Source organism: Ruegeria sp. K7, from assembly GCF_056531785.1.
On record NZ_JBQFMJ010000001.1, the window covers coordinates 398,409 to 423,988 of the forward strand.

The 25,580-nt window shown below is 56.1% G+C and carries 18 protein-coding genes and 1 tRNA gene; 8 read left to right on the forward strand and 11 right to left on the reverse strand.

The features are described 5' to 3' along the window. Window position 1: 1 nt before the first annotated feature. Together alaS and recA are read right to left on the reverse strand one after the other, a co-directional pair. On the reverse strand, window positions 2-2,671 hold the full coding sequence (gene alaS / locus ACR0FE_RS01995) for an alanine--tRNA ligase (protein ID WP_480910623.1): 2,670 nt from the start codon (window positions 2,669-2,671) through the stop codon (window positions 2-4). Between the two features lie 182 nt (window positions 2,672-2,853). Next, window positions 2,854-3,918, reverse strand: coding sequence for a recombinase RecA (gene recA / locus ACR0FE_RS02000; RefSeq protein WP_170614988.1), 1,065 nt, complete (start codon window positions 3,916-3,918; stop codon window positions 2,854-2,856). A gap of 192 nt (window positions 3,919-4,110) precedes the next feature. On the opposite strand from recA, the gene ACR0FE_RS02005 reads away from it, so the two are divergent. After that, the gene (locus ACR0FE_RS02005; RefSeq protein WP_170614987.1) at window positions 4,111-4,704 is read left to right on the forward strand and encodes a sulfotransferase family 2 domain-containing protein; all 594 of its coding nucleotides are present in this window, start codon (window positions 4,111-4,113) and stop codon (window positions 4,702-4,704) included. A 5-nt stretch (window positions 4,705-4,709) separates the two neighbouring features. Here the strand turns inward: ACR0FE_RS02005 and ACR0FE_RS02010 are convergent, their stop codons facing one another. From ACR0FE_RS02010 to guaB, 3 genes are all read right to left on the reverse strand, one after another. Further along, on the reverse strand, window positions 4,710-7,001 hold the full coding sequence (locus ACR0FE_RS02010; RefSeq protein WP_480910626.1) for an ATP-binding protein: 2,292 nt from the start codon (window positions 6,999-7,001) through the stop codon (window positions 4,710-4,712). A gap of 96 nt (window positions 7,002-7,097) precedes the next feature. Next, window positions 7,098-8,270 carry an RsmB/NOP family class I SAM-dependent RNA methyltransferase gene (locus ACR0FE_RS02015; protein WP_480910628.1) on the reverse strand — a complete coding sequence of 391 codons (1,173 nt, stop codon included), beginning with the start codon at window positions 8,268-8,270 and terminating at the stop codon, window positions 7,098-7,100. A 95-nt stretch (window positions 8,271-8,365) separates the two neighbouring features. Then, window positions 8,366-9,814, reverse strand: coding sequence for an IMP dehydrogenase (guaB, locus tag ACR0FE_RS02020; protein ID WP_480910630.1), 1,449 nt, complete (start codon window positions 9,812-9,814; stop codon window positions 8,366-8,368). A 217-nt stretch (window positions 9,815-10,031) separates the two neighbouring features. On the opposite strand from guaB, the gene ACR0FE_RS02025 reads away from it, so the two are divergent. The 7 genes from ACR0FE_RS02025 (at window position 10,032) to ACR0FE_RS02055 (ending at window position 19,522) form a co-directional block, all read left to right on the forward strand. Next, window positions 10,032-12,077, forward strand: coding sequence for an ASKHA domain-containing protein (locus tag ACR0FE_RS02025; RefSeq protein WP_480910633.1), 2,046 nt, complete (start codon window positions 10,032-10,034; stop codon window positions 12,075-12,077). 24 nt (window positions 12,078-12,101) lie between these two features. Then, entirely contained in the window at window positions 12,102-12,959 is an 858-nt protein-coding gene (locus ACR0FE_RS02030; RefSeq protein WP_480910635.1) for a class I SAM-dependent methyltransferase, read from the forward strand. Between the two features lie 539 nt (window positions 12,960-13,498). Next, window positions 13,499-15,556: a hypothetical protein gene (locus tag ACR0FE_RS02035; protein WP_480910638.1), complete on the forward strand. Its 2,058-nt coding sequence runs from the start codon at window positions 13,499-13,501 to the stop codon at window positions 15,554-15,556. 68 nt (window positions 15,557-15,624) lie between these two features. Further along, window positions 15,625-15,948 carry a hypothetical protein gene (locus ACR0FE_RS02040; protein ID WP_480910641.1) on the forward strand — a complete coding sequence of 108 codons (324 nt, stop codon included), beginning with the start codon at window positions 15,625-15,627 and terminating at the stop codon, window positions 15,946-15,948. An 88-nt stretch (window positions 15,949-16,036) separates the two neighbouring features. After that, window positions 16,037-17,035: a hypothetical protein gene (locus ACR0FE_RS02045; protein WP_480910643.1), complete on the forward strand. Its 999-nt coding sequence runs from the start codon at window positions 16,037-16,039 to the stop codon at window positions 17,033-17,035. Next, complete coding sequence (locus tag ACR0FE_RS02050) at window positions 17,032-19,083, forward strand: glycosyltransferase (RefSeq protein ID WP_480910646.1); 2,052 nt, start codon at window positions 17,032-17,034, stop codon at window positions 19,081-19,083. Before ACR0FE_RS02045 ends, ACR0FE_RS02050 begins: the two co-directional genes overlap by 4 nt. Before the next feature lie 4 nt (window positions 19,084-19,087). Then, window positions 19,088-19,522 carry a hypothetical protein gene (locus ACR0FE_RS02055; protein WP_480910649.1) on the forward strand — a complete coding sequence of 145 codons (435 nt, stop codon included), beginning with the start codon at window positions 19,088-19,090 and terminating at the stop codon, window positions 19,520-19,522. 345 nt (window positions 19,523-19,867) lie between these two features. Here the strand turns inward: ACR0FE_RS02055 and ACR0FE_RS02060 are convergent. The 6 genes from ACR0FE_RS02060 to ACR0FE_RS02085 all read right to left on the reverse strand — a co-directional run bounded on the left by ACR0FE_RS02060 (window position 19,868) and on the right by ACR0FE_RS02085 (window position 25,403). Further along, a tRNA-Gly gene (locus ACR0FE_RS02060) sits at window positions 19,868-19,941 on the reverse strand. Between the two features lie 49 nt (window positions 19,942-19,990). After that, window positions 19,991-20,818, reverse strand: a complete 828-nt coding sequence (locus ACR0FE_RS02065; protein WP_480910651.1) for a polyphosphate kinase 2 family protein — start codon at window positions 20,816-20,818, stop codon at window positions 19,991-19,993. Window positions 20,819-20,944: 126 nt separating this feature from the next. Continuing rightward, window positions 20,945-22,006: a methyltetrahydrofolate cobalamin methyltransferase gene (locus ACR0FE_RS02070; protein WP_170614975.1), complete on the reverse strand. Its 1,062-nt coding sequence runs from the start codon at window positions 22,004-22,006 to the stop codon at window positions 20,945-20,947. Window positions 22,007-22,015: 9 nt separating this feature from the next. Continuing rightward, on the reverse strand, window positions 22,016-22,942 hold the full coding sequence (locus tag ACR0FE_RS02075; RefSeq protein ID WP_170614974.1) for a methylenetetrahydrofolate reductase: 927 nt from the start codon (window positions 22,940-22,942) through the stop codon (window positions 22,016-22,018). A gap of 27 nt (window positions 22,943-22,969) precedes the next feature. After that, on the reverse strand, window positions 22,970-23,266 hold the full coding sequence (locus ACR0FE_RS02080; protein ID WP_170614973.1) for a virulence factor: 297 nt from the start codon (window positions 23,264-23,266) through the stop codon (window positions 22,970-22,972). Window positions 23,267-23,516: 250 nt separating this feature from the next. Further along, window positions 23,517-25,403 (reverse strand): PhoX family protein, encoded by a 1,887-nt coding sequence (locus ACR0FE_RS02085; protein WP_480910655.1) that lies wholly within the window; start codon window positions 25,401-25,403, stop codon window positions 23,517-23,519. Window positions 25,404-25,580 lie beyond the last annotated feature (177 nt).

A 25,580-nucleotide genomic window follows, 5' to 3' on the forward strand; every position in this document is an offset into this window, starting at 1 on the left:
TTTATCCTCCCAATACCTGTTCCGCAGCCTTGATCGCCGCATCCGAATTCGAGGCGTCCTTGCCTCCGCCCTGCGCCATATCCGGACGGCCACCGCCGCCCTTTCCGCCCAGTTCAGCCACGGCAGCCCGCACCAAGTCGACTGCGGAGACTCGATCCGTCAGATCCTGCGTGACACCCGCCGCAACGGCCGCCTTGCCGCCGGCGTCGGCGATCAGCAGCACCGCCCCTGACCCGAGGCGGGTTTTGTGTTCATCAATCAGCGACGGAAGATCTTTCCCGGAAACGCCGCTCAAGGCCTGAGCCAGGAATTTGACGCCGTTCACCTGCTTGGCCTCTGCGCCACCGCCGGTCGACGGACCAGCCATGGCAAGATCACGGCGCAACTGAGCGACCTCATTTTGCAAGGACTTTCGTTCATCCAGCAGGAACTTCACACGCCCCACAACATCGTCAGGCTGAGCCTTCAGTTCCAACGCGATCTGGGCGACGCGGTGATCCTGTGCCGACAGATATCGGAACGCTTCATCCCCGGTCAGGGCTTCGATCCGGCGTACACCCGCACTACTGGCACTGTCACCAAGCACAACGAATGTGCCGATGTCCCCAGTCTGGCGGACATGCGTTCCGCCACACAGTTCGATCGACCAGGTTTCCCCGTCGCTGCCTTTGCCAGTCGGCGCCTTGCCCATCGACACCACGCGGACTTCATCGCCATATTTTTCGCCGAACAATGCCTGCGCGCCAAGTTCGCGCGCATCGTCGGGCGTCATGATCCGAGTTTCGACGGCCGAGTTCTGGCGAATGAAATCATTCACCTCTCGTTCGACTTTCTTAACCTCTTCCAGTGTCAGAGCCTTGGAATGGCTGAAGTCGAACCGCAGCCGATCCGCTGCGTTGAGCGAGCCGCGCTGCGCCACATGATCGCCCAGCGTTTCGCGCAAAGCCTCATGCAGCAGGTGCGTGGCCGAATGGTTCGCGCGAATTGCCGTGCGGCGGACGTGATCGACCTCAAGTTCGACTGCGTCGCCCTTGGAAAGCGTACCTTGATCCACGGTCACCTTGTGGGCGTAGACTTTGCCGTCGGCGAATTTTCTGGTGTCATCGACCAGCGCCACATCATCACGGTCCTCCAGACGGCGAATTTCGCCTGTGTCGCCGACCTGGCCACCGGCCTCGCCATAGAATGGCGTCTGGTTCACAACGACCCAGCCGCTGTCGCCCTGCCCGATTTTGTCGACCAAAGAACCATCAACAATCAGCGCGGCGATCTGACCTTCGGCCTTTTCGGTGTCGTATCCCAGAAAATCCGTAGCCCCGGCAGCATCGAGAACATCGAACCACACAGCCTGATCCGCCGATTCTCCGGACCCGGCCCAGGCGGCGCGCGCCTTGGCCTTCTGTTCGGCCATGGCCGCATCGAAACCGTCGGTATCGACTGTCCGACCCTTTTCGCGCAGCGCGTCCTGAGTCAGGTCCAGTGGAAAGCCATAGGTGTCATACAGTTTGAACGCGGCATCGCCGGGCAGCGGCGCGCCTTCAGGCAGTCCGGACATCTCGTCGTCCAGCAACTTCAATCCGCGGTCCAGGGTTTGCTTGAAACGGGTTTCTTCAAGCAGCAAAGATTCCTCGATCAGCGATTGCGCCTGCCCCAGTTCGGTGTATTGCGCGCCCATCAGTTGGACCAGCGTAGGCACAAGGCGATGCATAACCGGGTCCTTGGCACCCAGCAGATGGGCATGCCGCATGGCCCGGCGCATAATTCGACGCAGAACATAACCACGCCCGTCGTTTGAAGGCATTACGCCATCGGCAATCAGGAACGAGGTTGACCGCAGGTGATCCGCGATAACGCGGTGATGCACGTTCTTGTCACCGTACGGATCCACGCCGGTTGCCGCCGCGGACGCTTCGATCAGCGTCTTGAACAAGTCGGTGTCATAGTTGTCGTGGCTGCCCTGCAGAAGCGCACCAATCCGTTCTAGCCCCATGCCGGTGTCGATCGACTGCATGTCGAGTTCAACCATCGAACCGTCTTCGAACTGTTCGTTCTGCATGAAAACGATGTTCCAGATTTCGATGAACCGGTCTCCATCTTCCTCGGCCGAACCCGGAGGACCGCCCCAGATATGATCGCCATGATCATAGAAAATCTCGGTGCACGGGCCGCACGGGCCAGTCGGCCCCATCTGCCAGAAGTTGTCATTGGTTGCGATGCGGATTATCCGGTCTTCGGGCACACCGACCTTTTTCCAAATCTCAAACGCCTCATCATCGGTGTGATACACCGTTGTCAGCAAACGGCTTTTGTCGATCCCAAATTCCTTGGTGATCAACTCCCACGCAAACGGGATTGCATCATTCTTGAAGTAATCGCCGAATGAAAAGTTCCCAAGCATCTCAAAGAACGTGTGATGCCGCGCGGTGTATCCCACATTGTCCAGATCGTTGTGCTTGCCGCCCGCACGCACACATTTCTGCGCAGTAGTGGCACGCTGATAATCGCGAGTTTCAACTCCGGTGAACAGGTTTTTGAACTGCACCATGCCCGAGTTGACAAACATCAGTGTCGGGTCGTTGCGTGGGACCAGCGGGCTGGATGCCACCACTTCGTGCCCCTGTTTTGCAAAGTAGTTCAGGAAGGTGGATCGGATATCGTTCAGCGTGGGCATAAGGCTCTCTCAGCGCGCAATCATCTTGGTCTGCGAAGGTTTAGCCCCGTGCCCTCGCAGTGTCCACAGCATTGGTTTGGCGGAACGAAACAAGGCGACCCCGGAGGACCGCCCTGTTCCGTGCTTTCTACATCCTTCTGAAAGGAACCGTGGGATTTCTGTCGTTCGCTCCGGCGCGACGATTACGCTTCGAGAATATCATCCTCGTCCGCATTGGGGGGCATTTCGAAATCCAAGCCGTGAGCCGCCCGTATCTTATCCTCGATATCCAGGGCCACACGGGCGTTGTCACGCAGGAACTGCTTGGCGTTTTCTCGGCCCTGCCCGATCCGTTCGTCGCCATAGCTGAACCACGAACCCGACTTTTCGACCACACCGGCTTTGACGCCGAGGTCCAGCAATTCACCCATCTTGCTGATGCCTTCGCCATACATGATGTCGAATTCAACCTGCTTGAAGGGCGGCGCCACCTTGTTCTTCACGACCTTGACGCGGGTCTGGTTGCCAACCACTTCATCCCGATCCTTGATCGCGCCAATACGGCGAATATCCAGACGGACCGAGCTGTAGAATTTCAGCGCGTTACCACCAGTGGTGGTTTCCGGGCTGCCAAACATGACGCCGATCTTCATCCGGATCTGGTTGATGAAGATCACCATGCACTTCGAACGACTGATCGAGCCGGTCAGTTTGCGCATTGCCTGGCTCATCAGGCGGGCCTGCACGCCGACACTGCTGTCGCCCATGTCGCCTTCGAGTTCCGACTTCGGCGTCAGTGCCGCAACCGAATCGACGACAACCATGTTCACGGCCCCTGATCGTACCAGCGTATCGGTGATCTCAAGCGCCTGCTCGCCGGTGTCAGGCTGCGAGATCAGTAGTTCATCAAGGTCGACGCCCAGCTTACGGGCATATTGCGGATCCAGCGCGTGTTCGGCATCCACAAACGCACAGACACCACCGCGCTTTTGCTGTTCGGCAATGCAGTGAAGGGTCAGCGTGGTCTTGCCCGAGCTTTCTGGGCCGTAGATTTCCACGATCCGGCCCATCGGAAGACCGCCAATACCCAACGCGATGTCCAGTCCCAGCGATCCGGTTGAGCTTGCTTCGATGTCCTGCCTGGCGTCTTCGCCCAGCTTCATGATCGACCCTTTGCCGAACTGGCGTTCGATCTGGGCCAGGGCGCTGTCCAGCGCCTTTTGCTTGTCTGCGTTTTTCTTGTCGCTCATCGTCAGAAGATCCGCCATTGTCCTGTCGCTTTCCCTTTTGTCACACCCTTGAACGGGCGGCAATCGCTGCTTTGTTCGCCTCTTGTTCCTTATGGGACCAAAAGTAGAACATTTCAACAAAAACTTATGTAACTCACTGTTCCGGAATTGTGTTAAATATCCGTTTACGCCAATCTGCGTCAAAGCCGAACGTAAGAAGGACGCAGGTAAATGCTTGTTTTTTATAAAGAACGACTGGCTTTTTTGTCTGTCCCCAAAACCGGCAGCACCGCCTATCACACCGCCCTCCGGGATCATGCGGATATCGTCGTCACTGGCCCGCCTGAACTCAAACATGCGCCCGTTCGCCGCTACGATCGCTTTTTTCAGCACATTTTCCGCAAAGTGTTCGATACCGAGATGGAAATCATGGCCGTTGTACGCGAACCCGTAGATTGGCTGGGCAGTTGGTACAGGTTTCGCAGCCGCCAGGATCGCGTTGGTCATCCGCACTCAACACGTGGCCTGACTTTTGATGAGTTCGTGCAAGCCTACATGCAAGTTCCGCGACCTGAGTTTGCGGATGTCGGCAGTCAAAGCCAGTTCTTTCGCACCCGCAGCAATGGTTTCGGCGCACGTCACGTTTTCAAATACGAGCATCAGGACAAAATTCTGGACTTTCTTCAGGACCGTCTGAGCGTCAAAATTGATCTGCAGTGGGAGAATGTGTCTCCTCCTGGCGACCTGGCCCTGTCAGAAGAAACCGAACAGATGTTCCGCAACATACATGGCGCCGAGTTCGCCCTGCATGACTCCGCGCTCTAAGTCGTTCAATTCAGTTGCTGGAAGACCGCTTCAGTCAACTGATTCAACGAAAACGGCTTGGGCAGGAAGGTCGATCTGGCGATTTCGGGACCTGAACCGCTGAACGCGCCTTCGGTATAACCTGACATGAAGATCACGCTGACATCGGGCCGGGTTTCCATCGCTTTGCGCACCCACGTCGGACCGTCCAATCCCGGCATGACGACATCGGTTACGAATGCGTCGACTTTCAGAGTGGAATCTTCGAGCAGGCGCAAAGCCTCTTCTCCGGAATCCGCCTCGAGCACCTTGTACCCCTTCAACCTCAATGCGCGCGTGGCAAAAGCGCGAACGGGCGCTTCGTCCTCGACCAGCAAGACGACTCCGTCACCCTGTTTTGCATTTTGCGGAATCCGACTATCCTGCTGCGCTGGCACTGGCTCAGCCGGGGCCACCGAAACCGGCAGAAATACAGTGAACTCGGTTCCGAAGCCCTGGGCACTGTCGACAAAGATGAAGCCGCCGGTCTGTTTTACGATTCCGTAAACAGTCGACAGGCCCAACCCGGTGCCTTCGCCAGTTCTTTTGGTTGTGTAAAACGGCTCAAAAACCTTTTGCAGCTTGTCTGCTGCAATTCCGACACCGCTGTCGATCACCTTGACCGTCACATACTCACCCGGCGGAACGGTCGCCCGGTCCCGCCTAAGCGGTTGGCTCATCTCGATCACTTCAGTTTCAATCCGGATTTCACCGCCTTCTGGCATCGCGTCCCGCGCATTGACCACCAGGTTCATAAACACCTGCTCAAGCTGCCGCTTGTCTGCCCGAACTGGCTTCAGCACCGGATCATGACTGAGCGTCAATCGGATTTTTTCCCCGACAAGACGGTTCAGAAGATGGATGAGATCGGAAATCGTGTCGCGCAGATCCAACGCTTCGGGTCTGAGCGTTTGTTTGCGGGAAAATGCCAACAACTGGCTGACAAGCGCCGCAGCGCGATTGGCGTTCTGGTTGATCTGAACAAGATCACCGTAGTTCGGATCATTCTGATCGTGCCTCAGTAACAGCAAGTCACAGTGACCCGAGATCGCCGTCAGAAGGTTGTTGAAGTCATGCGCAACGCCACCGGCCAGTTGTCCGACCGCCTGCATCTTTTGTCCCTGCACAAACTGGGCTTCAAGCGTCTTCAGTTCGGTCGCGTCGTTCAGAACCGCAATCAGGCAAACCTGCCCTTCATGCAGTACACGGCTAAGTGTAACCTGGATAAAGATATCCTTGTCCTTCCGCGTCAGTTTCCGGAACTCGGAACGCGGGCCATCCTCACCGGCGACCGTGCGTGACAGCCAATCGGGAACCGGCTGCCCCAGCCCCTGCATGATTGCGACGACATTGGTCACACCGGGCTCAATATCTCCGATCAGTTTGTTGGCCAATATGTTGGCTTCAAGAATGCATCCGTCAGGAGAGAGACAAAGAACCGGCACCGGCAAATCCGAGAATGTCATCCGGGTCCGGCTTTTGGGCGCGATTTTCAGCGGCAAAAGGGCAAGATCGCGCACCATACCCGATCGCGAAACCTGAACAAACGTTCCAGGGACAGCGCCCTCACCTGTCTTGATCTGCAGAATGCTGCCCGGCTCGGGAACGTCACCGGCAATGGCCTGATCCAACGTTTCGGGTTGTCCCCCCAACAGTGCCTGCGCAGCGCTATTGGCTTGCAGAACGGATCCGTTTCTACCTTCCGTCAGAACCGGAATATCCAAACCTTCCCAACGCGAGCTTTCGTCCAATCCGAACCGCCAACAGTACAACCCATTGCCAAAGCCAAAAACGCTGACAGGGATGGTCGAACCCAGCGTCACGGCATCCTCGCGCGCACGGCCATTTTGGGCGACCTTCGATTGCAGCCGCAACAAGAGTGCTGCGGGGTTGGCAAAGACAGATCGTAGACAATGGTCGAGACGCTGCCCCTGCGTTGCACCAAACCGCCTGACGGCTGCCTGGTTGATGATCTGAATATTACCCTGACTGTCCGCGATCAGACATGGGGACAAGTCATTTTCAACAAACGCCGCCATAACGGATTTTGCGTTTCTTGCGCACCTGTCCGCCAACTGCCCGCGAAATAAGACAATACTTCCAGCAGCTGCCAAAGATCCGCCAACAACAATCAACCCAATCGACCATTCAGACGGAATCGCGTTTAGAAACGGTGCAAAGCACAATCCCAGCGCAACCAAGGCCAGCGCCAACAGGCGCGATACGGAAGGTGTGTGACGAACGGAAGGATCAGGAAAAAACTCAGTGGTGTCAGACATAAACGACTCGGAATGTTGGATACCGAGTATGACGGACCCAATACGGTTAATTCCCGCTTAACATAACATCAATGCAGGACTCTCTCGTTTAGGTTGTTAATGCTCCGTTTCTTGTCGCGTCAAGTGTGCCGTAAAAAACCCATCCGTTCCGTGTGTCACCTGCCATGACTTCTGAAACGCTAGGCGCCAATCCGGGTGCATTGTCTGAAACGCGTTCACAATTGCCTCGTTTTCGTCGACAAGCATAGAACACGTCGCATAAGCCAGCAGCCCGCCTGAATGGGTCAGTTGTGAAATCTGCTCGAGTATTTGTGCTTGAATGACGCAAAGATCCTGCAACTTTGCTTCGGTCAACGCCCATTTTCCAGCCGGTGCCCTGCGCCAAGATCCGCTGCCGGAACATGGCGCGTCCGCCAAGACGACGTCAAATGGGGCTTGCCGCAGGATGTCGTCAGCGGACAGTCGCTCGACGTTGACCCCTGCCCGTTCTGCCCGTGTTGGAATATCCTGCATCCGGGCTTCATTGATATCATGGGCATAAACCTGAACTCCGGGCCGGGCCGCCAATGCCAGTGCTTTTCCCCCGCCGCCTGCGCAATAGTCCAGCACGCGCATTCCGGGTTCAAGGTCGATCGATGCGGCGACTGCCTGACTCGCGGCATCCTGCAATTCGACCATCCCGGACGCAAATGCCCGGCTTTGCGTGATTCTGCGGGCACCCTCGATCACCTCAAGCGCAGTGTCGCAGGCCGGGTGCGGTCTGGTCAGGATGTCGTCCGACTCAAGCACTCGAACAGCCTCAGTCACATCGGACTTGACCAGATTAACACGCAATTGAACGGGGGCCCGGGACTGCAGGGCGTGGGCGGCAGGAATTGCATCCTCACCCAAAGACGCGCTGAACCTTGGCCAAAGCCATTCCGGGATGTCAAACTCCTCAGCTTTCGAGGAAAAACCCCGGCTTGTCTCGTGTTCGGCAACAGGGGGCGGTGCATGTCGTGCGCCCGAAAACAACCCGGCGATATCCTCGCCCTTGGCACGCGCCGACCCGATCATCAGACCCCGACCGGTTTCAGATCCGCCCAGTGCCAAAAACGAGCGCTTGCAGCGCAGGCCGTCAAACACGTGATCCCGCACCCCTGCCCGATCTTTCGAGCCTGCAAACCTGCTGCGCCGGGCCCATCCGGTCAATGCTTTTTCGACCGGTGCGCCATCCAGAATCTCATCCAGTATTTCGATGGCGGCCTGAATGCGGGCGGCAGGGGTCATAAGGCAACTCCGTCGTCAAACGAATGGTCGGAACAGATCATCGCAAAAACCAAAACGGCGCCCGGTAAAGGGCGCCACTGGTTGAACCATCGCAATTACATAACGCGGTAATTCGGGCTTTCACGCGTGATCTGGACGTCGTGAACGTGGCTTTCCTTCAGCCCCGCGCCAGTAATTTTTACAAAGGTGCAGTTGCGGCGCATTTCTTCAACCGAAGCACATCCGGTATAGCCCATTGCGGCACGCAGCCCGCCCACAAGCTGATGCACGACAGCGCTGGCCGACCCTTTGTAGGGCACCCGCCCTTCGATCCCTTCAGGCACCAATTTGTCGTTGGCGGCGTCCTTCTGGAAATACCGGTCGGCTGAACCACGTGCCATTGCACCAAGGCTGCCCATCCCCCGATAGGATTTGAAAGAGCGTCCCTGATAAAGGATCACCTCGCCGGGGCTTTCGTCGGTACCTGCAATCATCGAACCGACCATGGCGCAGGATGCGCCGGCTGCAATCGCCTTTGCGAAATCGCCGGAAAACTTGATACCGCCATCTGCGATCACCGGAACCTCGCCAGCGGCGGCGGCACAATCCATGATGGCCGTCAACTGCGGCACGCCGACCCCTGCGACCATCCGTGTCGTGCAGATCGACCCTGGACCGATCCCAACCTTGATGGCATCGGCCCCCGCGTCGATCAGTGCCTTGGTTGCCTCACCTGTCGCGACATTTCCAGCGATAATCTGGACTTCGTTCGACAGGGCCTTGACGCGCTTTACGGCATCAAGAACGCCCTGTGAATGCCCATGCGCCGTATCTACGACGATGATGTCCGCGCCCGAGTCAATCAGCTCTCCGGAACGCTCGAAACCCGCATCTCCGACCGAGGTTGCGGCTGCAACCCGCAAGCGACCCAGATGATCCTTGCACGCCGTGGGGTTAAGAACGGCCTGCTCGGTGTCTTTCAGTGTCAGAAGGCCCGTCAGCTTGCCACTGCCATCAACAACCAGAAGCTTCTCGATCCGGCGCGCACGCATAAGGCTCTTGGCCTCTTCCAGGTCCGCAGGCTCTTTCAGCATGGCCAGATTGTCCGATGTCATCATCATGTGAATCGGAGTGTCCTCGGACGTGGCAAACCGCATGTCGCGGTTGGTCACGATACCAACAACGCGGCCATCGCCATCGACTACCGGAAATCCGGTAAAATTGTAGCGCTGGACCAACGCCTTGGCGTCCGCAAGCGTCTGATCCGCCCGCAGGGTTACGGGGTTGTACACGATGCCGGATTCAAACCGTTTGACACGCCGAACCTCGCGGGACTGTTCCTCGACCGACAGGTTCTTGTGAATGACGCCAATTCCGCCCGCCTGTGCCATTGCAATGGCCATACGCGCCTCGGTCACGGTGTCCATGGCCGAACTGAGCAGTGGGATGTTCATGCTGATGTTGCGCGTCACACGCGTGGTTGTATCCGCCGTCGCAGGAAGGACACTGGATGCCCCCGGAACAAGAAGGACGTCGTCAAAGGTGAGTGCCTCACGAATCTGCATTTGCTAACCCCATGCAAAACCCCGTTTGACGGCGACCCTATTGCACGGATTCAGCCCAAGGGAAAGCCCCGCGTGCCAATAGTTTGCCCCGGTTGGCGGGCGGTCTGGTAAAAAACGACGCAAGCTGCGCAAAACGTGCCGCTGAATGCCCTTTCCCTTTGCGCGCAAACTCATATCTTGCCCGGCATACGCGCGAATACAAAAAGGCAGGCCTTCCATGACCACCGACCCACTTGTCGTCTTTACCCCATCGGGCAAACGCGGGCATTTCCCCGTCGGCACTCCGATCCTGACAGCGGCCCGCCAGTTGGGTGTGGACCTCGATTCGGTCTGCGGCGGGCGTGGCATCTGTTCCAAATGCCAGATCACACCCAGCTATGGTGAGTTTCCCAAGCACGGCGTCACCGTATCCGACGGCGCGCTGAGCGAATGGAACGCGGTCGAGCAGCGCTATGACGACAAGCGTGGCCTGAAACCCGGTCGCCGTCTGGGGTGCCAGGCATCGGTCCAGGGCGATGTGGTGATTGATGTCCCACCCGAAAGCCAGGTCCACCGTCAGGTTGTTCGCAAGGCGGCCGCCGCCCGCGCCATCACAATGGACCCAGCGACGCGCCTGTATTTCGTGGTGGTCGAGGAACCGGACATGCACTCGCCCACCGGCGATCTGGAGCGGTTGGAACGGGCTCTCCGTGAACAGTGGAAGATCGACGCCGTGACGGCAGACCTGTCGCTGATGTCCAAGCTTCAGCCAGTGCTGCGCAAAGGAAAGTGGGAAGTCACGGTCGCCGTCCACAAGGGCCACAACGATACAGTCGCGCGTATCGTCGAAATCTGGCCGGGTCTGCACGAGAGCGGCCTTTACGGCCTTGCCATCGACCTGGGTTCGACCACGATCGCTGCGCACCTGACCGATCTGGAAACGGGCGAGGTCAAGGCGTCCTCGGGGCTGATGAACCCTCAGATACGTTTTGGCGAAGACCTGATGAGCCGGGTTTCCTATTCGATGATGAACCCCGGCGGCGATCGGGAGATGACGAAAGCCGTGCGTGAGGCGATCAATGACCTGACTACCTCGATCGCGGACGAGGCCGGGATCGACGCCGCCCTGATTGTGGAAACCGTGTTTGTCTGCAACCCGGTCATGCACCACCTGCTGCTTGGCCTTGATCCGGTCGAACTGGGACAGGCGCCGTTCGCACTGGCCACATCCGAAAGCATGTCCCTGCCCGCCCGCCAGATGGATCTGACCAACATGAACCCGCGCGCGCAGGTCTATATCCTGCCTTGTATCGCAGGCCATGTAGGCGCGGATTGCGCTGCGGTCGCTTTATCGGAAGAACCCGGCAAATCCGAAGATCTGGTCCTGATCGTGGATGTCGGTACAAATGCGGAAATCCTGTTGGGCAACACCAGCCGCGTTCTGGCCTGCTCGTCGCCGACCGGTCCTGCTTTCGAAGGTGCCCAGATCAGTTCCGGCCAGCGCGCTGCCCCCGGCGCCATCGAACGCATTGAAATCGATCCCGCCACCAAGGAGCCGCGCTTTCGGATCATTGGATCGGAAAAATGGTCCGACGAAGACGGTTTCGATCTGGATGTTGCCACAACCGGAATCACCGGCATTTGCGGCTCCGGCATCATCGAGGCCGTAGCCGAGATGCGCATTGCAGGACTGTTGGACGAAGGCGGCCTGATCGGATCGGCCGAACAGACCGGCACGCTGCGCTGCATCCCCGAGGGGCGGACGCATTCGTACCTGATCCACGACGCCAGTGCCGATGGCGGCCCGCGCATTACTGTAACCCAGGGCGATATCCGGGCAATCCAACTGGCGAAATCGGCGCTCTATGCCGGTGCACGCCTTTTGATGGACGAAATGAAGGTCGACAAGGTCGACCGCGTGGTGCTGGCCGGAGCCTTTGGCGCGCATATCTCGACCAAACATGCGATGGTATTGGGAATGATCCCGGATGCGCCGCTAGAAAAGGTTTCCAGCGCAGGTAACGCCGCCGGGACCGGCGCGCGCATTGCATTGTGCAACATCTCATCCCGGTCCGAAATCGAACGGGTTGTGCGCGAAATCACCAAGATCGAAACCGCTATCGAACCTAAATTCCAGGATCACTTCGTCGCCGCCAACGCGATCCCACACAAATCAGATCCGTTCCCGGAACTGGCGCAAGTTGTCACCCTGCCATCGCCATCGTTCAACACAGGTGGCGGAGATGACGAAAAATCTGGCCGGCGCCGCCGCCGGAGGTCATAATCCGGCCATTGACAGGGGGCCGTCATGACTACAGCAAATGAGGAGCAAGCTGAGTATTGGGGAAAATCGGTTCTTGGGGCCAAATGGTTGATCCACGAGGACCAGCTTGACCATCTTCTTGCGCCAGTACTTGGTCTTGTGCTGGAACGCGCAGCGCTGAAGCCGGGAATGCGGGTGTTGGATATCGGTTGCGGAACCGGTGCCAGCACAATTGCTTCGGCGCAAGAAGTCGGTCGGAATGGCCGCGTTCTGGCTGCCGATTTCTCACAACCCTTCGCACATCGCACGCGCGAACGTTCCTTGGATTTGGGGCTGACGCAGGTTGAGGTCGAATGCGCGGACGCCCAGACTTTTGGGTTTTCCAAAGGGATCCAGGACGCGGTGATTTCCCGTTTTGGCGTCATGTTCTTCGAGGACCCGGTCGCCGCCTTCGCGAATATGGCAAGTGCGCTGAAACCCGGCGGGCAGATGACGTTTGCAGCATGGGGACCATTGTCGGACAACCCTTGGTTCAAGCTGCCCCATATCGCGGCCACAAATCAGCTTGGCCAACCCCCAAAAGTAGATCGCTATGCGCCCGGCCCCCTTGCCTTCCACGATATCGAACATGTGACGGATATGATGTCGCGCGCCGGACTGTGCGACGTTCGCGGTGAAACCGTATCCCTGTTCCTTCACGGGCCGGACACGCTTGAGGAAACTGCGGCACTGTGTATGCGCGTCGGCCCGGCCTCGCGCGTCATTTCGCATTTTGGCGCCTCAGACGAAGATATCGAAGCGATCCGGACCGCAGTCGCCGAGGCTTTCGCGACATACGCCACAAATGTGGGAATCCGCATCCCTGCTGCCATCAACCTGTTTCAGGCCCGCCGGGCCGCCTGAGGGCCCGAAGATCGAAACCCGGTGCAACGCCTAGCATGTTGCTTGTGAACTTATTACCCTGACTGACAACGCTAACGGGCTATACCAGCTGAACTGTGGTTTCACGATAACCGGGATATTTCTACTGTGAACGCCCGGCCAAATATCTAACTAGTTACGACATATAGGACACTGACGCGGTATCCACTCAGCCCTGAGAACGATCTGGCGCAGTGAGCATGAGACACTGAACATGGCGACCTACCGGACGCGTTTGATGCCGCGGCGAACAAAACCGATGGCCCCGTGTTCACGGTTCCTAAAGGTCGCAGACAGGCAAGCAGGATAAGGCTGGCATTTTTCAACTGTCCTCCGAGCTCCGGAACCATCCGTCAAAGGAGTTTGTGGCGCATCCCGGCTGCTTACTTGTCTTTAACCAGCATTTTTAATAACCTCTTCTCGTGTATTGTTAGATAATTAGAGACTGTGCCAAACGTCTTTTTTTTGCTCTTGTTTCAATAATGTAGAGCATAGCGCAATGACCGTTTTGGGGGTTGCTTATGTCAAAGGTTAGCGACACGAGTACGCTACCTGAAGTTGCTGGTGATGGCGGTGATGACGCGTCACAAATTCATGATTTTCTGCAGTCAGAAGAATGGCAGCAGAAGATTGAAAACGCGCGGAAACAGCGGAAGAAAAAACTTACGGAACTTGATGGGAACCGCAAGGAAAATCCGGACCGCAAACCTGATCAATCGGGAAAGGATCACTCAACCAAAAGGGTGAATGACTCCGGACCACAGCACTTGTGGGACAGGCTGGAAGAAGCACGTAGGCGAAGGCAGGCGGTGCTTGCGCGTTCCTCGGCTGAAGCCGAAAAGCATGCGCCAAGTGAGTCGGACGTCGGCGGTGGTGAGCAAGTCAGCAATGGTGCTGGAAGAGCAACTGCCGCGCCTCCTGAAGTCCTGCAAAAGAAAACAGGCTCAGCGGCATCCGGTCAAAAAAGACATCAACAGCTTGCGCCCAGTATTGCGTCTTTAAATGGCGCAAGTTCAGAAAGAAACAGTGGCCTTGAACGTTTGTTTCCGGTTGGGGATGTTCCCGCCAAAGACGACGAAACGAGTGTCGAACTTGAGAGTCGTGTTCGCTCGCCCTCAAGTGCAGGCCAACCGGTCGAAGATGCCGCTGAAAACATTCGCAGAAAGCTCAGTTTCCGCTGGCCCAAACAACAACAACCGCACAGAGGCCGATTTACTTCAATAGCCATTGGGTGTGGAATTGGTGTCGTATTTTCATTTTCGACAATGTTTGTATTGGCCCGGTGGGAATCAAATAGTGGAGAAAAATCATTCGCTTCCAGCAACTTGGATGTGGACACTTCCAGGACCACTACACTGCCGGAAAAGAGTTCTACGCAATCAACCAGTTCGCAAATAAAGGGGCCAGAATTCCCGCCACGTCTGATGGTTCGGTCGTTGACACAATCGGATGCGTCACCGAATGCGACTTCCTTCGGAAAAATTTTTGCAACGAATGAAAGCTCAAGCATAATCGCGTCTGCTCCACTCCCCATGAAGGAGATGTCATCTGATCCCAAGCTGTTCGAAGCAATGCTTCCACCGGTCGCTCCTTCGCTTCGTCCGGATCTGCTGACCCTTGAGACGCCAAAGCGGCCAACCGGAACTCCCGCCACACAGAATCCACAAAGTGCCTTCCCGAATTCTGCTTGGTCACACGATCAATTAGCGCAAGCGTCGTTAAATTTCAGAACGTCGATCATTTTGCCTGATGTTTCTGCGATCTTCGACAGTTTGAAAGCTGTTGTCGCAAATGCGACTGATCCAGGCTCAAGCGCTCCTGAGATTTCAGTCGAGCTGGTCTCATTGGTCTATGCCGAAGACCAACCTTCAACGCTGAAACAAGCTGTAGCGTTTCGGTCTGCGCCGAGCGAAACAGAATTTGCACTGAAAAGCCTTGATAATCTACCGGAATTTAACCTCGTCATTCCAGGCAAGGTAAGTCCGCCGGACGCGCCTGATTCAAATGATCGAACAGGAATTGATCTAAGAGAGCTTTCAAAAGCCCCCTTACCAAGAACAGAAGAAGTGTCGCCAAAATCAATTGCCAGACTGCATGACAATTTGGAACCACCTTTAACGTCGTCTGAGACGACAGATGGCGCAGCAAAGCCGCGTGAGGACACTGAATCAGCGGAAGAGATTGCCAGCAGCGGCGGCGCAGAATTTAAGCTGTTTATACCAAACAGCCTTGGCGCACGGACAGTGAACTCAGTGGTCAATAACCTCGTAGCGGCAGGTCATGAGTTAAGTGGAACAGCGCGCGTTGGCTTTGGGGTTAAACAATCCAACGTCCGGTTCTATCACAAGGAAGATGCCGCTCAGGCAACAGCGCTTGCGGAAGATGCCGGTGCTTTGTTGCGCGATTTCACGGGCTCTAAGTCCAAGACGCAAAACGGCGTCGTGGAATTATGGTTGGCCGGCAATAGTGCTACGAAATCCAAAGTGAAAAAGGTTCGTCGCAGCGCTTCTGCGACAGATCAAGTCGATCAGCTAAAAAGGCAAGTTTTGAGCAAACTAAAAACGGCGACAAACCAATGAATACCGGCCAGTTTCTGGCTGTAAGAGGCAAAACGATGTAGGTTAACAATCGGAGATCGGGGTTTAAGATGCCTAACTCTAAACTTGTTGCGATAGTAACTGCCCTATTGTTCTTACTGCCATCTCAGCATGTGCGTGCCGAAATTACATTGGAGCATTTGCTGACGATAGATCAGTTTTTGTCCGAGAATAACATCCAGGCTTTGTGGGATTATCTTCAAAAGAACCCAGACTTGCTATTGGGTGATGACGAATTATCACTTGAATTGCGCAGTTTTTTTGAAACCGTTTCACGGGGACAGGTGGATTACGGCTTTGCTGGTAATGCCGCAAACAGTGCAGAGGTTTCACAAGTTGGCAGCGCAGCGCTTGCTGCTTCTTCCCTGCACTGAAATCATGGCCCAATTGTCAAACATTCGAATTTCTAAAAAGGTGAAGATAGCATATGTAATTGAGCCCCGCTTTTTAGGTGGCACTTCCATGGCTGTCGCTGCCGAACTGCGCGTGGCCGCCGAGTTCGCTGATCTGGTGGTGCATGCGAGGACCTCCAAGATGTTTGGCAGCGGTCAGCATGTCGCGCCGGTGCTGCAGCGAGTGTTGGACGAGCTTCGTATTCCAATGGTTTGGGACGCCCCCCGGATATGCGCTGATTTTGTTATCTTGCACAATCCGTCTTTCCTGAAGTTTCAAAACTCTTTGAGCGCAGAGATTTATGCGCAGGAAATAGTCGTTGTAACCCACGAAAACTTCTTGCGTCCGGGCGACGAAGAAGGCTTCGACGTTTCAAACTGCCTGGATCAGATAGACTTGTCGACCCTCGCGCTTAGGAAAACGCTTGCGCCAATTTCGTCGTATAACCGTGAGACCGTCACAGACTGGTTGTCCAAATTTCGCAAGGCCCGCCATTGGACTGTCCTGGAAGATGACTGGTTCAACATCTTTTTCAGTGACAAAGGCGAACCATGCGAAAAGCCAGAGGACCGACGCGGTCGACATTCGCGACCTGGCTTCGAAAAGTTTCCATCTGTCGCCGATCTTGATTTGTGTTTTCCCAAACACGCGCAGGCCAATGTCATTCTTGGTGCGAACGCGTTGATGGACACGGACATCGTTCGTCCGCATTGGACTTTGTTTCCATTTGACGCGATCAGTCTGGAAGATTTTTTTGAGATGATAGATTTTTTTGTCTACTTTACAGCGCCGACTTGGCGAGAGAGTTTCGGGCGCGTAATTGCGGAGGCTATCGCAGCCGGCAAGGTCGTCTTGACGGATCCGGAAACCGCACAGACATTCGGAAATGCCGTAATCCCCTGTAGCCCCGGGGATGTGGACCGGATCATTTCTGACCTGATTTCTTCCCCCGACCGGTATCATGAGAAAGTTGCTGAGGCACAGCCGCTGCTTGAGCGCTACTCGGGCCAAAAATTCAAAGAGCGATTGGGCGCCATTCTGACCGCGGACAGAGAGGCGCTGACATGATTTTTGTTGAAGCGGGTACACTTTCAGTTCGGTCTTTTGACGCACAATTGATTTTTGCTCTGAAACTCCGAAAGCGTGGTTTCGATGTTTGCATCGATGCAATCTATTTTCCTGAGGATGCAGGGCGCGGAAGACACTACGAGGCTGCGACACTTCTCGCCGATACCGAAGAACTCGAAGCGGAAGCCGTGTTTGTCCTCGGCGCTGAAGAAGTAGATGACCGGCTGCTTGCCTCATTGCGACAAAAGCAACTCGGGACGGATGTTCCGGTAATCGCAACTGGCCGGTTCAGTACTCAGCAAAGCTACATTGGTGCAAAAGCCCGTCTCGCGTTTGCACTGGGGCGCGAAGCAACGGTCATTGATCTATCGGACCTTCAGCCGCGTTCCATTTCACCTTCAGCTATCAGCCCCCTGGTAACTGAAACTCGACCGATCACCCGGCCAATTGGTGAATTGGCGAACGTAACCGTCGTGTTGGGTTCCTTGGAGTTGGACGACTCTGAAACGTTGTCCTGTCTTTCCCGGATGAGCAATCAGGGCAGCTATGGCTTTAAGCTGGTTGTGAGCGGTGCGCAGAATGAGTTCCTAAAAGCCTCAAAATTCAACGATCTCCCCAGAGTTCTTTATACTGATCTTTCGCCTCTAACCCTCGCAAATTCAACGGATATCCTCGCGATGTTTGGGCATGGCATCGCAGGCGATCGGATGGCCGAGCTTGCGCTTGAAGTGATTGCAGCCGGTGGAGTCGTGATCGACTGCACCGAAGACGAGGTTTTGATATCGTCCGGAGCGCCGGCATTACTTGGACCCAAGACGCTTTTTGCTTTGGATGGATACCTGATCGGCAAAATTATCGGGAATACACCACACATCGCTGACCAAACACGAAAGTCTCCGTGGCTGCGGACAGTAGATATATCCCGGCTCGAAACCGCCGCAGGGCTTAGCGCCAAACCGCGACCACCCAAACGGACGTCGCCGAGAACCTTGTTCTTGCCAACTAACGGAGTTGGGTTGGGTCATGCGCAGCGGTGCACTGTGATCGCCAAGGCTTTGCCAAAACACATGTCCCCGGTGTTCGCGGCCTTCCCAAGTTGTGTTCCTATGGTTCGACGCGAGGGGATCGACTGTATACCGCTGGTCGCCCGATCAGACGTAAACGACAGTTCCAACGCGAATGACATCCTGACCTACCGGCGTCTGAACGCCGCATTACAAGAAGGCGACCGGTTCGTTTTTGACGGTGGCTATGTGTTCGATTCCGTCAATCGCGTAATCCGGGAACACAGATTATCCGCAGTCTGGATCCGCCGTGGCCTTTGGCCCAAGGGTCGGTCCCGACATATCATGCTTCGTCGTGAGGGCATATTCGACCGGGTCATCGTGCCGTCAGAGGCTTTTGAGGAGCTTAACGACGCTTACAGTTACGGTGAACATGTTCACAACATAGGGCCAATTTTTCGGCAGGTAGTGCAGTCGCCCGAGGACTCCGAAAACTTACGTGCGCGCCTGGCCGAGCGGTTTGGTCACGACTTTAAGCTGCTGATTGTCAGCATGTTAGGCGGAGGAGTTGCCTCTGACAGATCCGCTCAACTGCAAGCAATCTCAGGAATGCTTGAGTGCCGCGCAGACTGCCTTCACCTGGTCGTAACCTGGCCCGGTAGCGCGGTTCAGGCAGCCGCGTTTGGTTGGAAAAATTCAAAGGTGGTTCATACTTTAGAGGCTACAAAGCTATGTCTATCCGCCGACTTGGTAATATCTGCCGCCGGGTACAATTCGGTCCACGAGATCCTCTACCACAAGATTCCCGCAATACTTATCCCACAGTCTGCGCCTTATTTGGACGACCAGGAACGACGCGCAAGAGCACTATCTGACCGCAATCTTTGTGCAACCATTACAGAAGCGGAATTCATGAAGCTGGAACGAACGGTCCAGGTTTGTCTGGATGACGGGGGCGCGGAAGACTTTCGTGCAGCACTGCAACAAATAGAGCTGCCTGAATCCGGTGTATCCGCAGCTGCAGATATCATAGCGACGAGCTGAAAAAATGGCTGAAAACAACTGGTACAAGATAGTCAACACCTTCACGCCGGAAGTACCGGTTGATTTGGATGATGTTATCCTTCGAGATCGAGCTACGCGGCAATTTGGAAAAGTTCTGTTCCCCGATATGGACTTACTTCCGTCAACCGCACTTTGGGAACGCGAAGTTGAGGACCACACATATATTGGCGTCAGGATCGTTGAGCCCTCGAAGTCTCCATATACTGTTGCAAGATTACTCGCCGCCGCAGCAATCGAAAGAAATGTGGTTCCGATCATTCTGAGCCGAGTAGACTATTGTGGGCTCGAACAGTTTGGTTTTCGAATTGAACGCATCCCTGACGAGGAAACAGCGGCACGGTCAGCTGAGGCAGAGGTCGGGAAATTCTGCAACTTTGCTATTGTTATCGACGGTCACGACGTTGCCAGATTGAGTTAGGCAGTGTTGAAAACATGCCGATGTTCCTGATCTGAACATCTGGTGCAGAAATTCAAAGGGCTTCCGAGACTACCTCCAAAACAGGATCGTCAGGCTGGTTCAAAGCGCCAAAGATTGGTGTCACTGTGCCTATTTGACGACCAGGTTTATTGCGGCACTCGATCAATCGGGCCAAAAGAGGTAGCTGATTGAAGACCACAGGTCAGCGGCGCAGACACGGTCAAATTGAAGAACCAGAGAATCTGATCGAAGATAACGCTGCATAATCTGCGTTTATCAAAACTCAAAATTTGCGCAGTGAAAGCGCACTTTATTACAATTTTATAGACGCTTAGAGTATTTTCTTGGAGCGGGTAACGGGAATCGAACCCGTAACAAGAGCTTGGGAAGCTCGTGTGATACCTTTTCACCATACCCGCCTCTTTGGCAGGCATAGCATCGTCGCCGGATCGGGATCAAGCAGGATCGTTACTCGGTGCGGGCACGCAGGCTTTCAATCAGCGATTGTTCTACGTCTAATGCCTTGCCCGCCGCGTCCAGTGTTTGCCGGTCAAGGTGTTGCGGGTTCAGATCAACTTCTTCTGCAAACGCCTTAACAATGACTTTCATAGCATTGATTCTTGCGTATTTCTTGTTGTTCGCGGGGATCACATGCCACGGCGCTTTCAGCGTCGAGGTTTTGGCCAACATTTCATTCACGGCGACCTCGGTTATCTCCCATTTCTCACGATTACGGAAATCTTCGTAGGTCAGTTTCCAGCGTTTCAGCGGGTTTGTCAGCCGTTGGGTGAAACGTTGCATCTGCTCATCCTCTGAAATGTGAAAGAACAGCTTCACAATCCGGGTCCCGTCATCCACCAGCATGCGTTCGAAATCGTTGATCTCCTGATATGCTTCGCGCCAGCGTTTTTCAGGTGTAAGCTCCTCGATCCGTTCGACCAGGACCCTGCCATACCAGCTTCGATCAAATGCGGAAATTGCGCCCGAAGGTGGCAGACGTTCCCAAAACCGAAGCAGGTAGTGCCGGTTGAGATAGTAGTTTCGGGGCGCTCCGATCGGCCAGACCTTGAAACTGCGCGGGTCCAGCGCCTGACTGATCCGACGAATGGTTCCGCCCTTCCCTGCGGCGTCCCAGCCTTCGAACACAATCACGCCTTTCAGGTCGTGGAACAAAAAAGCCTGCTGTATCTTTGCAAGCTGCGCCTGAAGCCCCTCAAGCCGCTCGAAATACTCCTTTTTGGTCAGTCTCTTGCTGAGGTCCGCATCGGACAGTTTTGGTGGAATATGTTTGGTCATGAAATCACCTGATCGCAGCGTTCCGATCACGATATTCTGCGGCAGCATGGAAAAACAGCATTGATCAATATCAAAAAGAAAAGGCCGGGTGGAGAACCCGGCCTTTTGAAAAAAGTCGCAAACGGTTCAGGCGCGGCGACGACGGCCACCACCGCGACGGCCACCTGCAGCACCGGCTGCACCGGCTTCTTCCGGGTCTTTGTTGAACCGGATCCACTCTCCGCCATGCGCGTCATTGTTGGTCAGCAGGTTGGCAGCACGAATGGCCTCCATTTCCTTACCAGCACGTGGCTTGGTCGAGCCCAGACCGAACATCTGAACAAAGGCCTCATCATCCATGCCCTCAGGCAGGATGATTCCAGCCGCCGTGACCTGCTCTTTCTTCTCTGCGATCTTCTTCTGCGTCACCGGCAGCGCGACCGGGTTCATGATCGCCGAAGTCATGCCGGCGCCCATCGCCATCGGCAGGAACGCGTTGTTGATGCCGTGGCGGTTCGGCAGACCGAACGAGATATTCGACGCACCGCAAGTGGTGTTCACGCCCAGTTCCTCGCGCAGGCGACGGACCAGAGCGAACACCTGCTGACCAGCAGTTGCCATCGCGCCGATGGGCATGACCAGCGGGTCGACGACGATGTCATGCGCAGGGATGCCGAAATCGGCGGCGCGCTCAACAATCTTCTTGGCCACTTCGAAACGGACATCGGGGTCTTCCGAGATGCCGGTGTCATCATTCGAGATCGCAACAACCGGAACGTTGTATTTCTTGACCAGCGGCAGAACCAGTTCCAGACGCTCTTCTTCGCCAGTGACCGAGTTCAGCAGCGGGCGGCCCTGAGCTGCCTCAAGACCGGCTTCCAAGGCTCCGGGAACCGACGAGTCGATGCACAGCGGCACTTCGACCAGACCCTGCACCAGTTCGACGATCTTGCGCATCAGCGGCGGCTCGGTCTCGTTCGGGTTGGGGTTCGAGTTGTAGACAACGCCTGCATTGATATCCAGAACGGTCGCGCCTGCAGCAACCTGAGCGATGGCGTCCTTCTCAACGGTCGAGAAGTCCCCCGCTTCCAGTTCAGCGGCCAGTTTCTTGCGGCCGGTCGGGTTGATCCGCTCACCGATCACACAAAACGGTTCATCAAAGCCCAGAACGGCGGTTTTTGTTTTTGATTCTACGACTGTACGGGTCATGTCCGTTCCTTAGGAGTTTACAGGCTGTGCCGAAGCGCCGCCGTTGTCGATTGCCCAGTTGGCGTTGGTCTTGATACCACCAAGCGGGAAGAAATGTACGTTGGTGATGTTGAAGTCAGGGTTGGCGGCCTTGTGGTTGGCCAGCTCGGTCACAACATCGGTCGGCTCATAGGGCAGCAGAAGCTTGGAGACATCCATGGCACGCTTCTGCAGAACCTTCAGAGACGGGCCGACACCACAGGCAATCGCGAATTTGATCAGTGTCTGCAACTTGGCTGGTCCAGCGATACCAATGTGGATCGGCAGATCAATGCCCGCCGCCTTCAGACCGTCGGCCCATGCGATGATCGGCTTGGCGTCAAAGGCGAATTGGGTTGCCAGCGCCATCTCCGCGTCGGTGGTTTCACTGAACTTCTGTTTCCAGCGCAGCGCGTCGTCGACATTCTTGGTCGAACCGTCCGGGTCGATGTCCTTGTTTCCCTCGGGGTGGCCGGCAACGTGCAGACGTTTGAAGCCTGCCTTGTCGAACAGGCCAGTTTCCAGCAGCTGCATCGAGCTGTCAAAATCGCCGTGCGGCTTGGCAACACCACCGGCCAGCATCAGCGCCTGATCGACCCCTGCTTCGCCCTGGTACATCGAAATCCAGTTCTCAAGCGTCGCGGCATCCTTGATGATGCGCGCCGGGAAGTGCGGCATGACCGGATAGCCTTCGGCGGCAATGCGCTTGGCGGTCTGGACCATGTCTTCGATCGGTGTGCCCTCGATATGGGCGATGTAGACGCGGGTGCCTTCGGGCAGCAACGCGCGGAAATCCTCGACCTTCTCGGCGGTGCGGGGCATCACCTCGATCGAATAACCTTGCAGAAAGGCTTCGACGGTCGGATTCACCGGGGCCTTCTCGGCCACATCACGTTTCTTGAAATTCAGCAAAGCCATTGAGGCCTCCCTTTGTAAAAACCGGGCCTATGCCCAACCGTCGTTGGCGATCAGGGCCTTGATGCGGTCCTGATCGTATTCCGTTTCAAGGCGCACGGCCTCGGCTTCGGCGATTTCTGCCGGATCACCCTCGACCTCGAACGGGTCGGCCTTGCGCCATTCGGCCAGGTAGGCATCACTGTCCTTGGCATTTACCTTCATCGCAGCCCGGTCAATGGCTTGCTCGAACCGCTCCTCCAACTGCCGCTTGGCGCCACGCCGGCCTTTGCCAACGATGACCTGAGCGGGGATGTCGCGCCAAAAAACGATTGTGACGTCAGGCATCGCCTTTGATTCCTCCTTACCAGATGGACCGGTTCTAAACTTCAATATGGGCTCGGGTCGGTCGGTTTTCGACACACAACGCTTTTCAAGCGACCTTTTCGGCCCACAACGGGATACCGCGGGTTCTAACCCGTTTCGGTGCTCTGCGGGCACCTCAAAATTCTCAAGTTCTCGATGAAAACGGCACATAAACAAAAATTCCCCGGACCACACCTGCCGTCCGGGGATTGATTCAACTCAGAAGCGGGGCTTAACCGACCTGGCCACCGTCCTCGCGCGTGATGGCGATGATCGCCGAACGCGGCACCGAGTCACCGCCTTCGGGCCAGTGGCTGTTTCCATCCTCACCCGGGTGCTGAATGCCGACAAACATGGTTCGGCGATCCGGAGACCAGCTCAGACCGGTGACCTCGCATTCATTGGGGCCAACCAGAAAGCGGCGGATCTCACCTGTCACCGGGTCCCCTGCCAGCATCTGGTTGTTGCCATGGCCTGCAAAGTCACCGTCGTTGCCGTAATTGCCGTCAGTCTGGATCCAAAGCAGGCCATTGCTGTCAAACTTGAGGCCATCGGGCGAGTTGAACATGTTGTCGGCGTTTACGTTGTCGGATCCGGCATAAGCGTCACTGTGCACCGTGGGGTTGCCCGCCAGAACATACAGATCCCAGCCAAATCCAGCGGCGGTGTGGTCCCCGCCATCCGGACGCCAGCGAACGATCTGACCATAGTTGTTTTTGTCCCGCGGGTTCGGGCCATTGGCGGATGTGTCGTCGCCCCCTGCATTCGGTTTGACGCCTCGGTTCTTGTTGTTGGTCAGGCAGCAGTAGACCTCGGGCGCATTTGGGTTCGAGGCGACCCATTCCGGGCGGTCCATCGTGGTTGCGCCCACCGCAGAGGCACCCAGGCGCGTGTGAATACTGACCTCGGCCTGTGAAGCCAGCCCGGTGGTCTCGGGCGTCAGCTCCAGCCACTCTCCGGTACCGTCATCGTTGAACTTGGCGACCGAAAGCGTCCCGTTTTCAAGCAGCGCATTGGTATCTACTCCAGCCGCATAGACGCCGTCGGATACAAAGCGATACAGGAACTCGCCACGTTCGTCATCGCCCATGTAAACTACGATGCGACCATCGTTGTTGACCACGGTGTCAGCGTTTTCGTGTTTGAAACGGCCCAGGGCGGTCAGCTTACGTGGGGTCGAGTTGGGATCTCTCGGATCGATTTCGACGACATAACCTGCGCGGTTTGGTTCGTTGGGGTTCTTTGCGACATCGAACCGGTCGTCGATCCTTGCCCAGCCGTAACCCCAATCTTTGGCGGACACGCCGTAACGCTTAAGCTCGGCACTGGTTTCGTGGTTTTCATCTTCGGCCGAGAAATAGCCGTTGAAGTTCTCTTCACAGGCCAGATAGGTGCCCCACGGTGTCATCCCGTTGCCGCAATTGTTCCATGTCCCTTTGCAAGCTGTGCCCGATGGATCGGCTTCGGTTTTCATCAGGTCATGACCAGCGGCGGGCCCGGTGATCGTCATGTCGGTCTGCGGAGTGACGCGGCGGTTATACGGGCTGTCCTTGACAATGCCCCACTTGCCGTCGGTGTTGGCAATCTCAACAACGGTGACACCATGTGCCATCATGCCTTTGGCCACGTCATCGTCAGATGCCGGCTTGGCGTCAGGGTTGTTGCCCCAAATGATATCGCGATTGGTGTATTCATTGTTCACCACCAACAGCACGTGTCCATCATGGAAGAATACATCCTGTCCGTCGGTGTTGTCGCCGAAGGCGCGTTCCTGACTTGCACCAGTGCCGCGCGTGGCGTGATCAAACTCGGGCGCATCCGACCACAGCGGATCGCCCCAGCGCACCATGACCTCTGCCTTGTAACCGGCGGGCACAACGACATCGTCCGCTGTGGATACAGGGATCGCGTCGAACGAGAAACGGTTGGCAGCGGCACGCGCGCCTGTCGGCAGAATCGAGCCCCCAAACGCAGCAAAGCTGCCCATCGCCAGAACACTTCCCATAAATCCACGGCGCGACAGGGCGCGTTCGACGACGCGGTCAAAATCACATTCCTCAGGGCGTGGGTTTATGAGTTCATCATACTCGTCAAAAGAAAGGGTGCGCTCGTCTTTCATGGCAGACTCCGTATCTGGCTGTAAGCTTGTAAAGAACCCCGAACAGGGTTCTGACAAGACAGGTTGCACTTCAGTGTGAACGATGCGTGACATTCACCTTAAATTGAGTTTTGAAATCACTTGCACGACGGCGATGTGCCGCCTAGGGTCAGGTTAACTCGAAAATCGGAGGGCGTG

Excerpts from the sequence above, each read along its gene's own strand:
- ACR0FE_RS02070 (WP_170614975.1), bottom strand. The coding sequence starts at position 22,006 with ATGACCCGTACAGTCGTAGAATCAAAAACAAAAACCGCCGTTCTGGGC.
- ACR0FE_RS02080 (WP_170614973.1), bottom strand. The coding sequence starts at position 23,266 with ATGCCTGACGTCACAATCGTTTTTTGGCGCGACATCCCCGCTCAGGTC.
- ACR0FE_RS02025 (WP_480910633.1), top strand. The coding sequence starts at position 10,032 with ATGACCACCGACCCACTTGTCGTCTTTACCCCATCGGGCAAACGCGGG.
- guaB (WP_480910630.1), bottom strand. The coding sequence starts at position 9,814 with ATGCAGATTCGTGAGGCACTCACCTTTGACGACGTCCTTCTTGTTCCG.
- ACR0FE_RS02040 (WP_480910641.1), top strand. The coding sequence starts at position 15,625 with ATGCCTAACTCTAAACTTGTTGCGATAGTAACTGCCCTATTGTTCTTA.
- ACR0FE_RS02050 (WP_480910646.1), top strand. The coding sequence starts at position 17,032 with ATGATTTTTGTTGAAGCGGGTACACTTTCAGTTCGGTCTTTTGACGCA.
- ACR0FE_RS02010 (WP_480910626.1), bottom strand. The coding sequence starts at position 7,001 with ATGTCTGACACCACTGAGTTTTTTCCTGATCCTTCCGTTCGTCACACA.
- ACR0FE_RS02055 (WP_480910649.1), top strand. The coding sequence starts at position 19,088 with ATGGCTGAAAACAACTGGTACAAGATAGTCAACACCTTCACGCCGGAA.
- ACR0FE_RS02005 (WP_170614987.1), top strand. The coding sequence starts at position 4,111 with ATGCTTGTTTTTTATAAAGAACGACTGGCTTTTTTGTCTGTCCCCAAA.
- ACR0FE_RS02015 (WP_480910628.1), bottom strand. The coding sequence starts at position 8,270 with ATGACCCCTGCCGCCCGCATTCAGGCCGCCATCGAAATACTGGATGAG.
- recA (WP_170614988.1), bottom strand. The coding sequence starts at position 3,918 with ATGGCGGATCTTCTGACGATGAGCGACAAGAAAAACGCAGACAAGCAA.
- ACR0FE_RS02030 (WP_480910635.1), top strand. The coding sequence starts at position 12,102 with ATGACTACAGCAAATGAGGAGCAAGCTGAGTATTGGGGAAAATCGGTT.
- ACR0FE_RS02045 (WP_480910643.1), top strand. The coding sequence starts at position 16,037 with ATGGCTGTCGCTGCCGAACTGCGCGTGGCCGCCGAGTTCGCTGATCTG.
- ACR0FE_RS02065 (WP_480910651.1), bottom strand. The coding sequence starts at position 20,818 with ATGACCAAACATATTCCACCAAAACTGTCCGATGCGGACCTCAGCAAG.
- ACR0FE_RS02075 (WP_170614974.1), bottom strand. The coding sequence starts at position 22,942 with ATGGCTTTGCTGAATTTCAAGAAACGTGATGTGGCCGAGAAGGCCCCG.
- ACR0FE_RS02035 (WP_480910638.1), top strand. The coding sequence starts at position 13,499 with ATGTCAAAGGTTAGCGACACGAGTACGCTACCTGAAGTTGCTGGTGAT.
- alaS (WP_480910623.1), bottom strand. The coding sequence starts at position 2,671 with ATGCCCACGCTGAACGATATCCGATCCACCTTCCTGAACTACTTTGCA.
- ACR0FE_RS02085 (WP_480910655.1), bottom strand. The coding sequence starts at position 25,403 with ATGAAAGACGAGCGCACCCTTTCTTTTGACGAGTATGATGAACTCATA.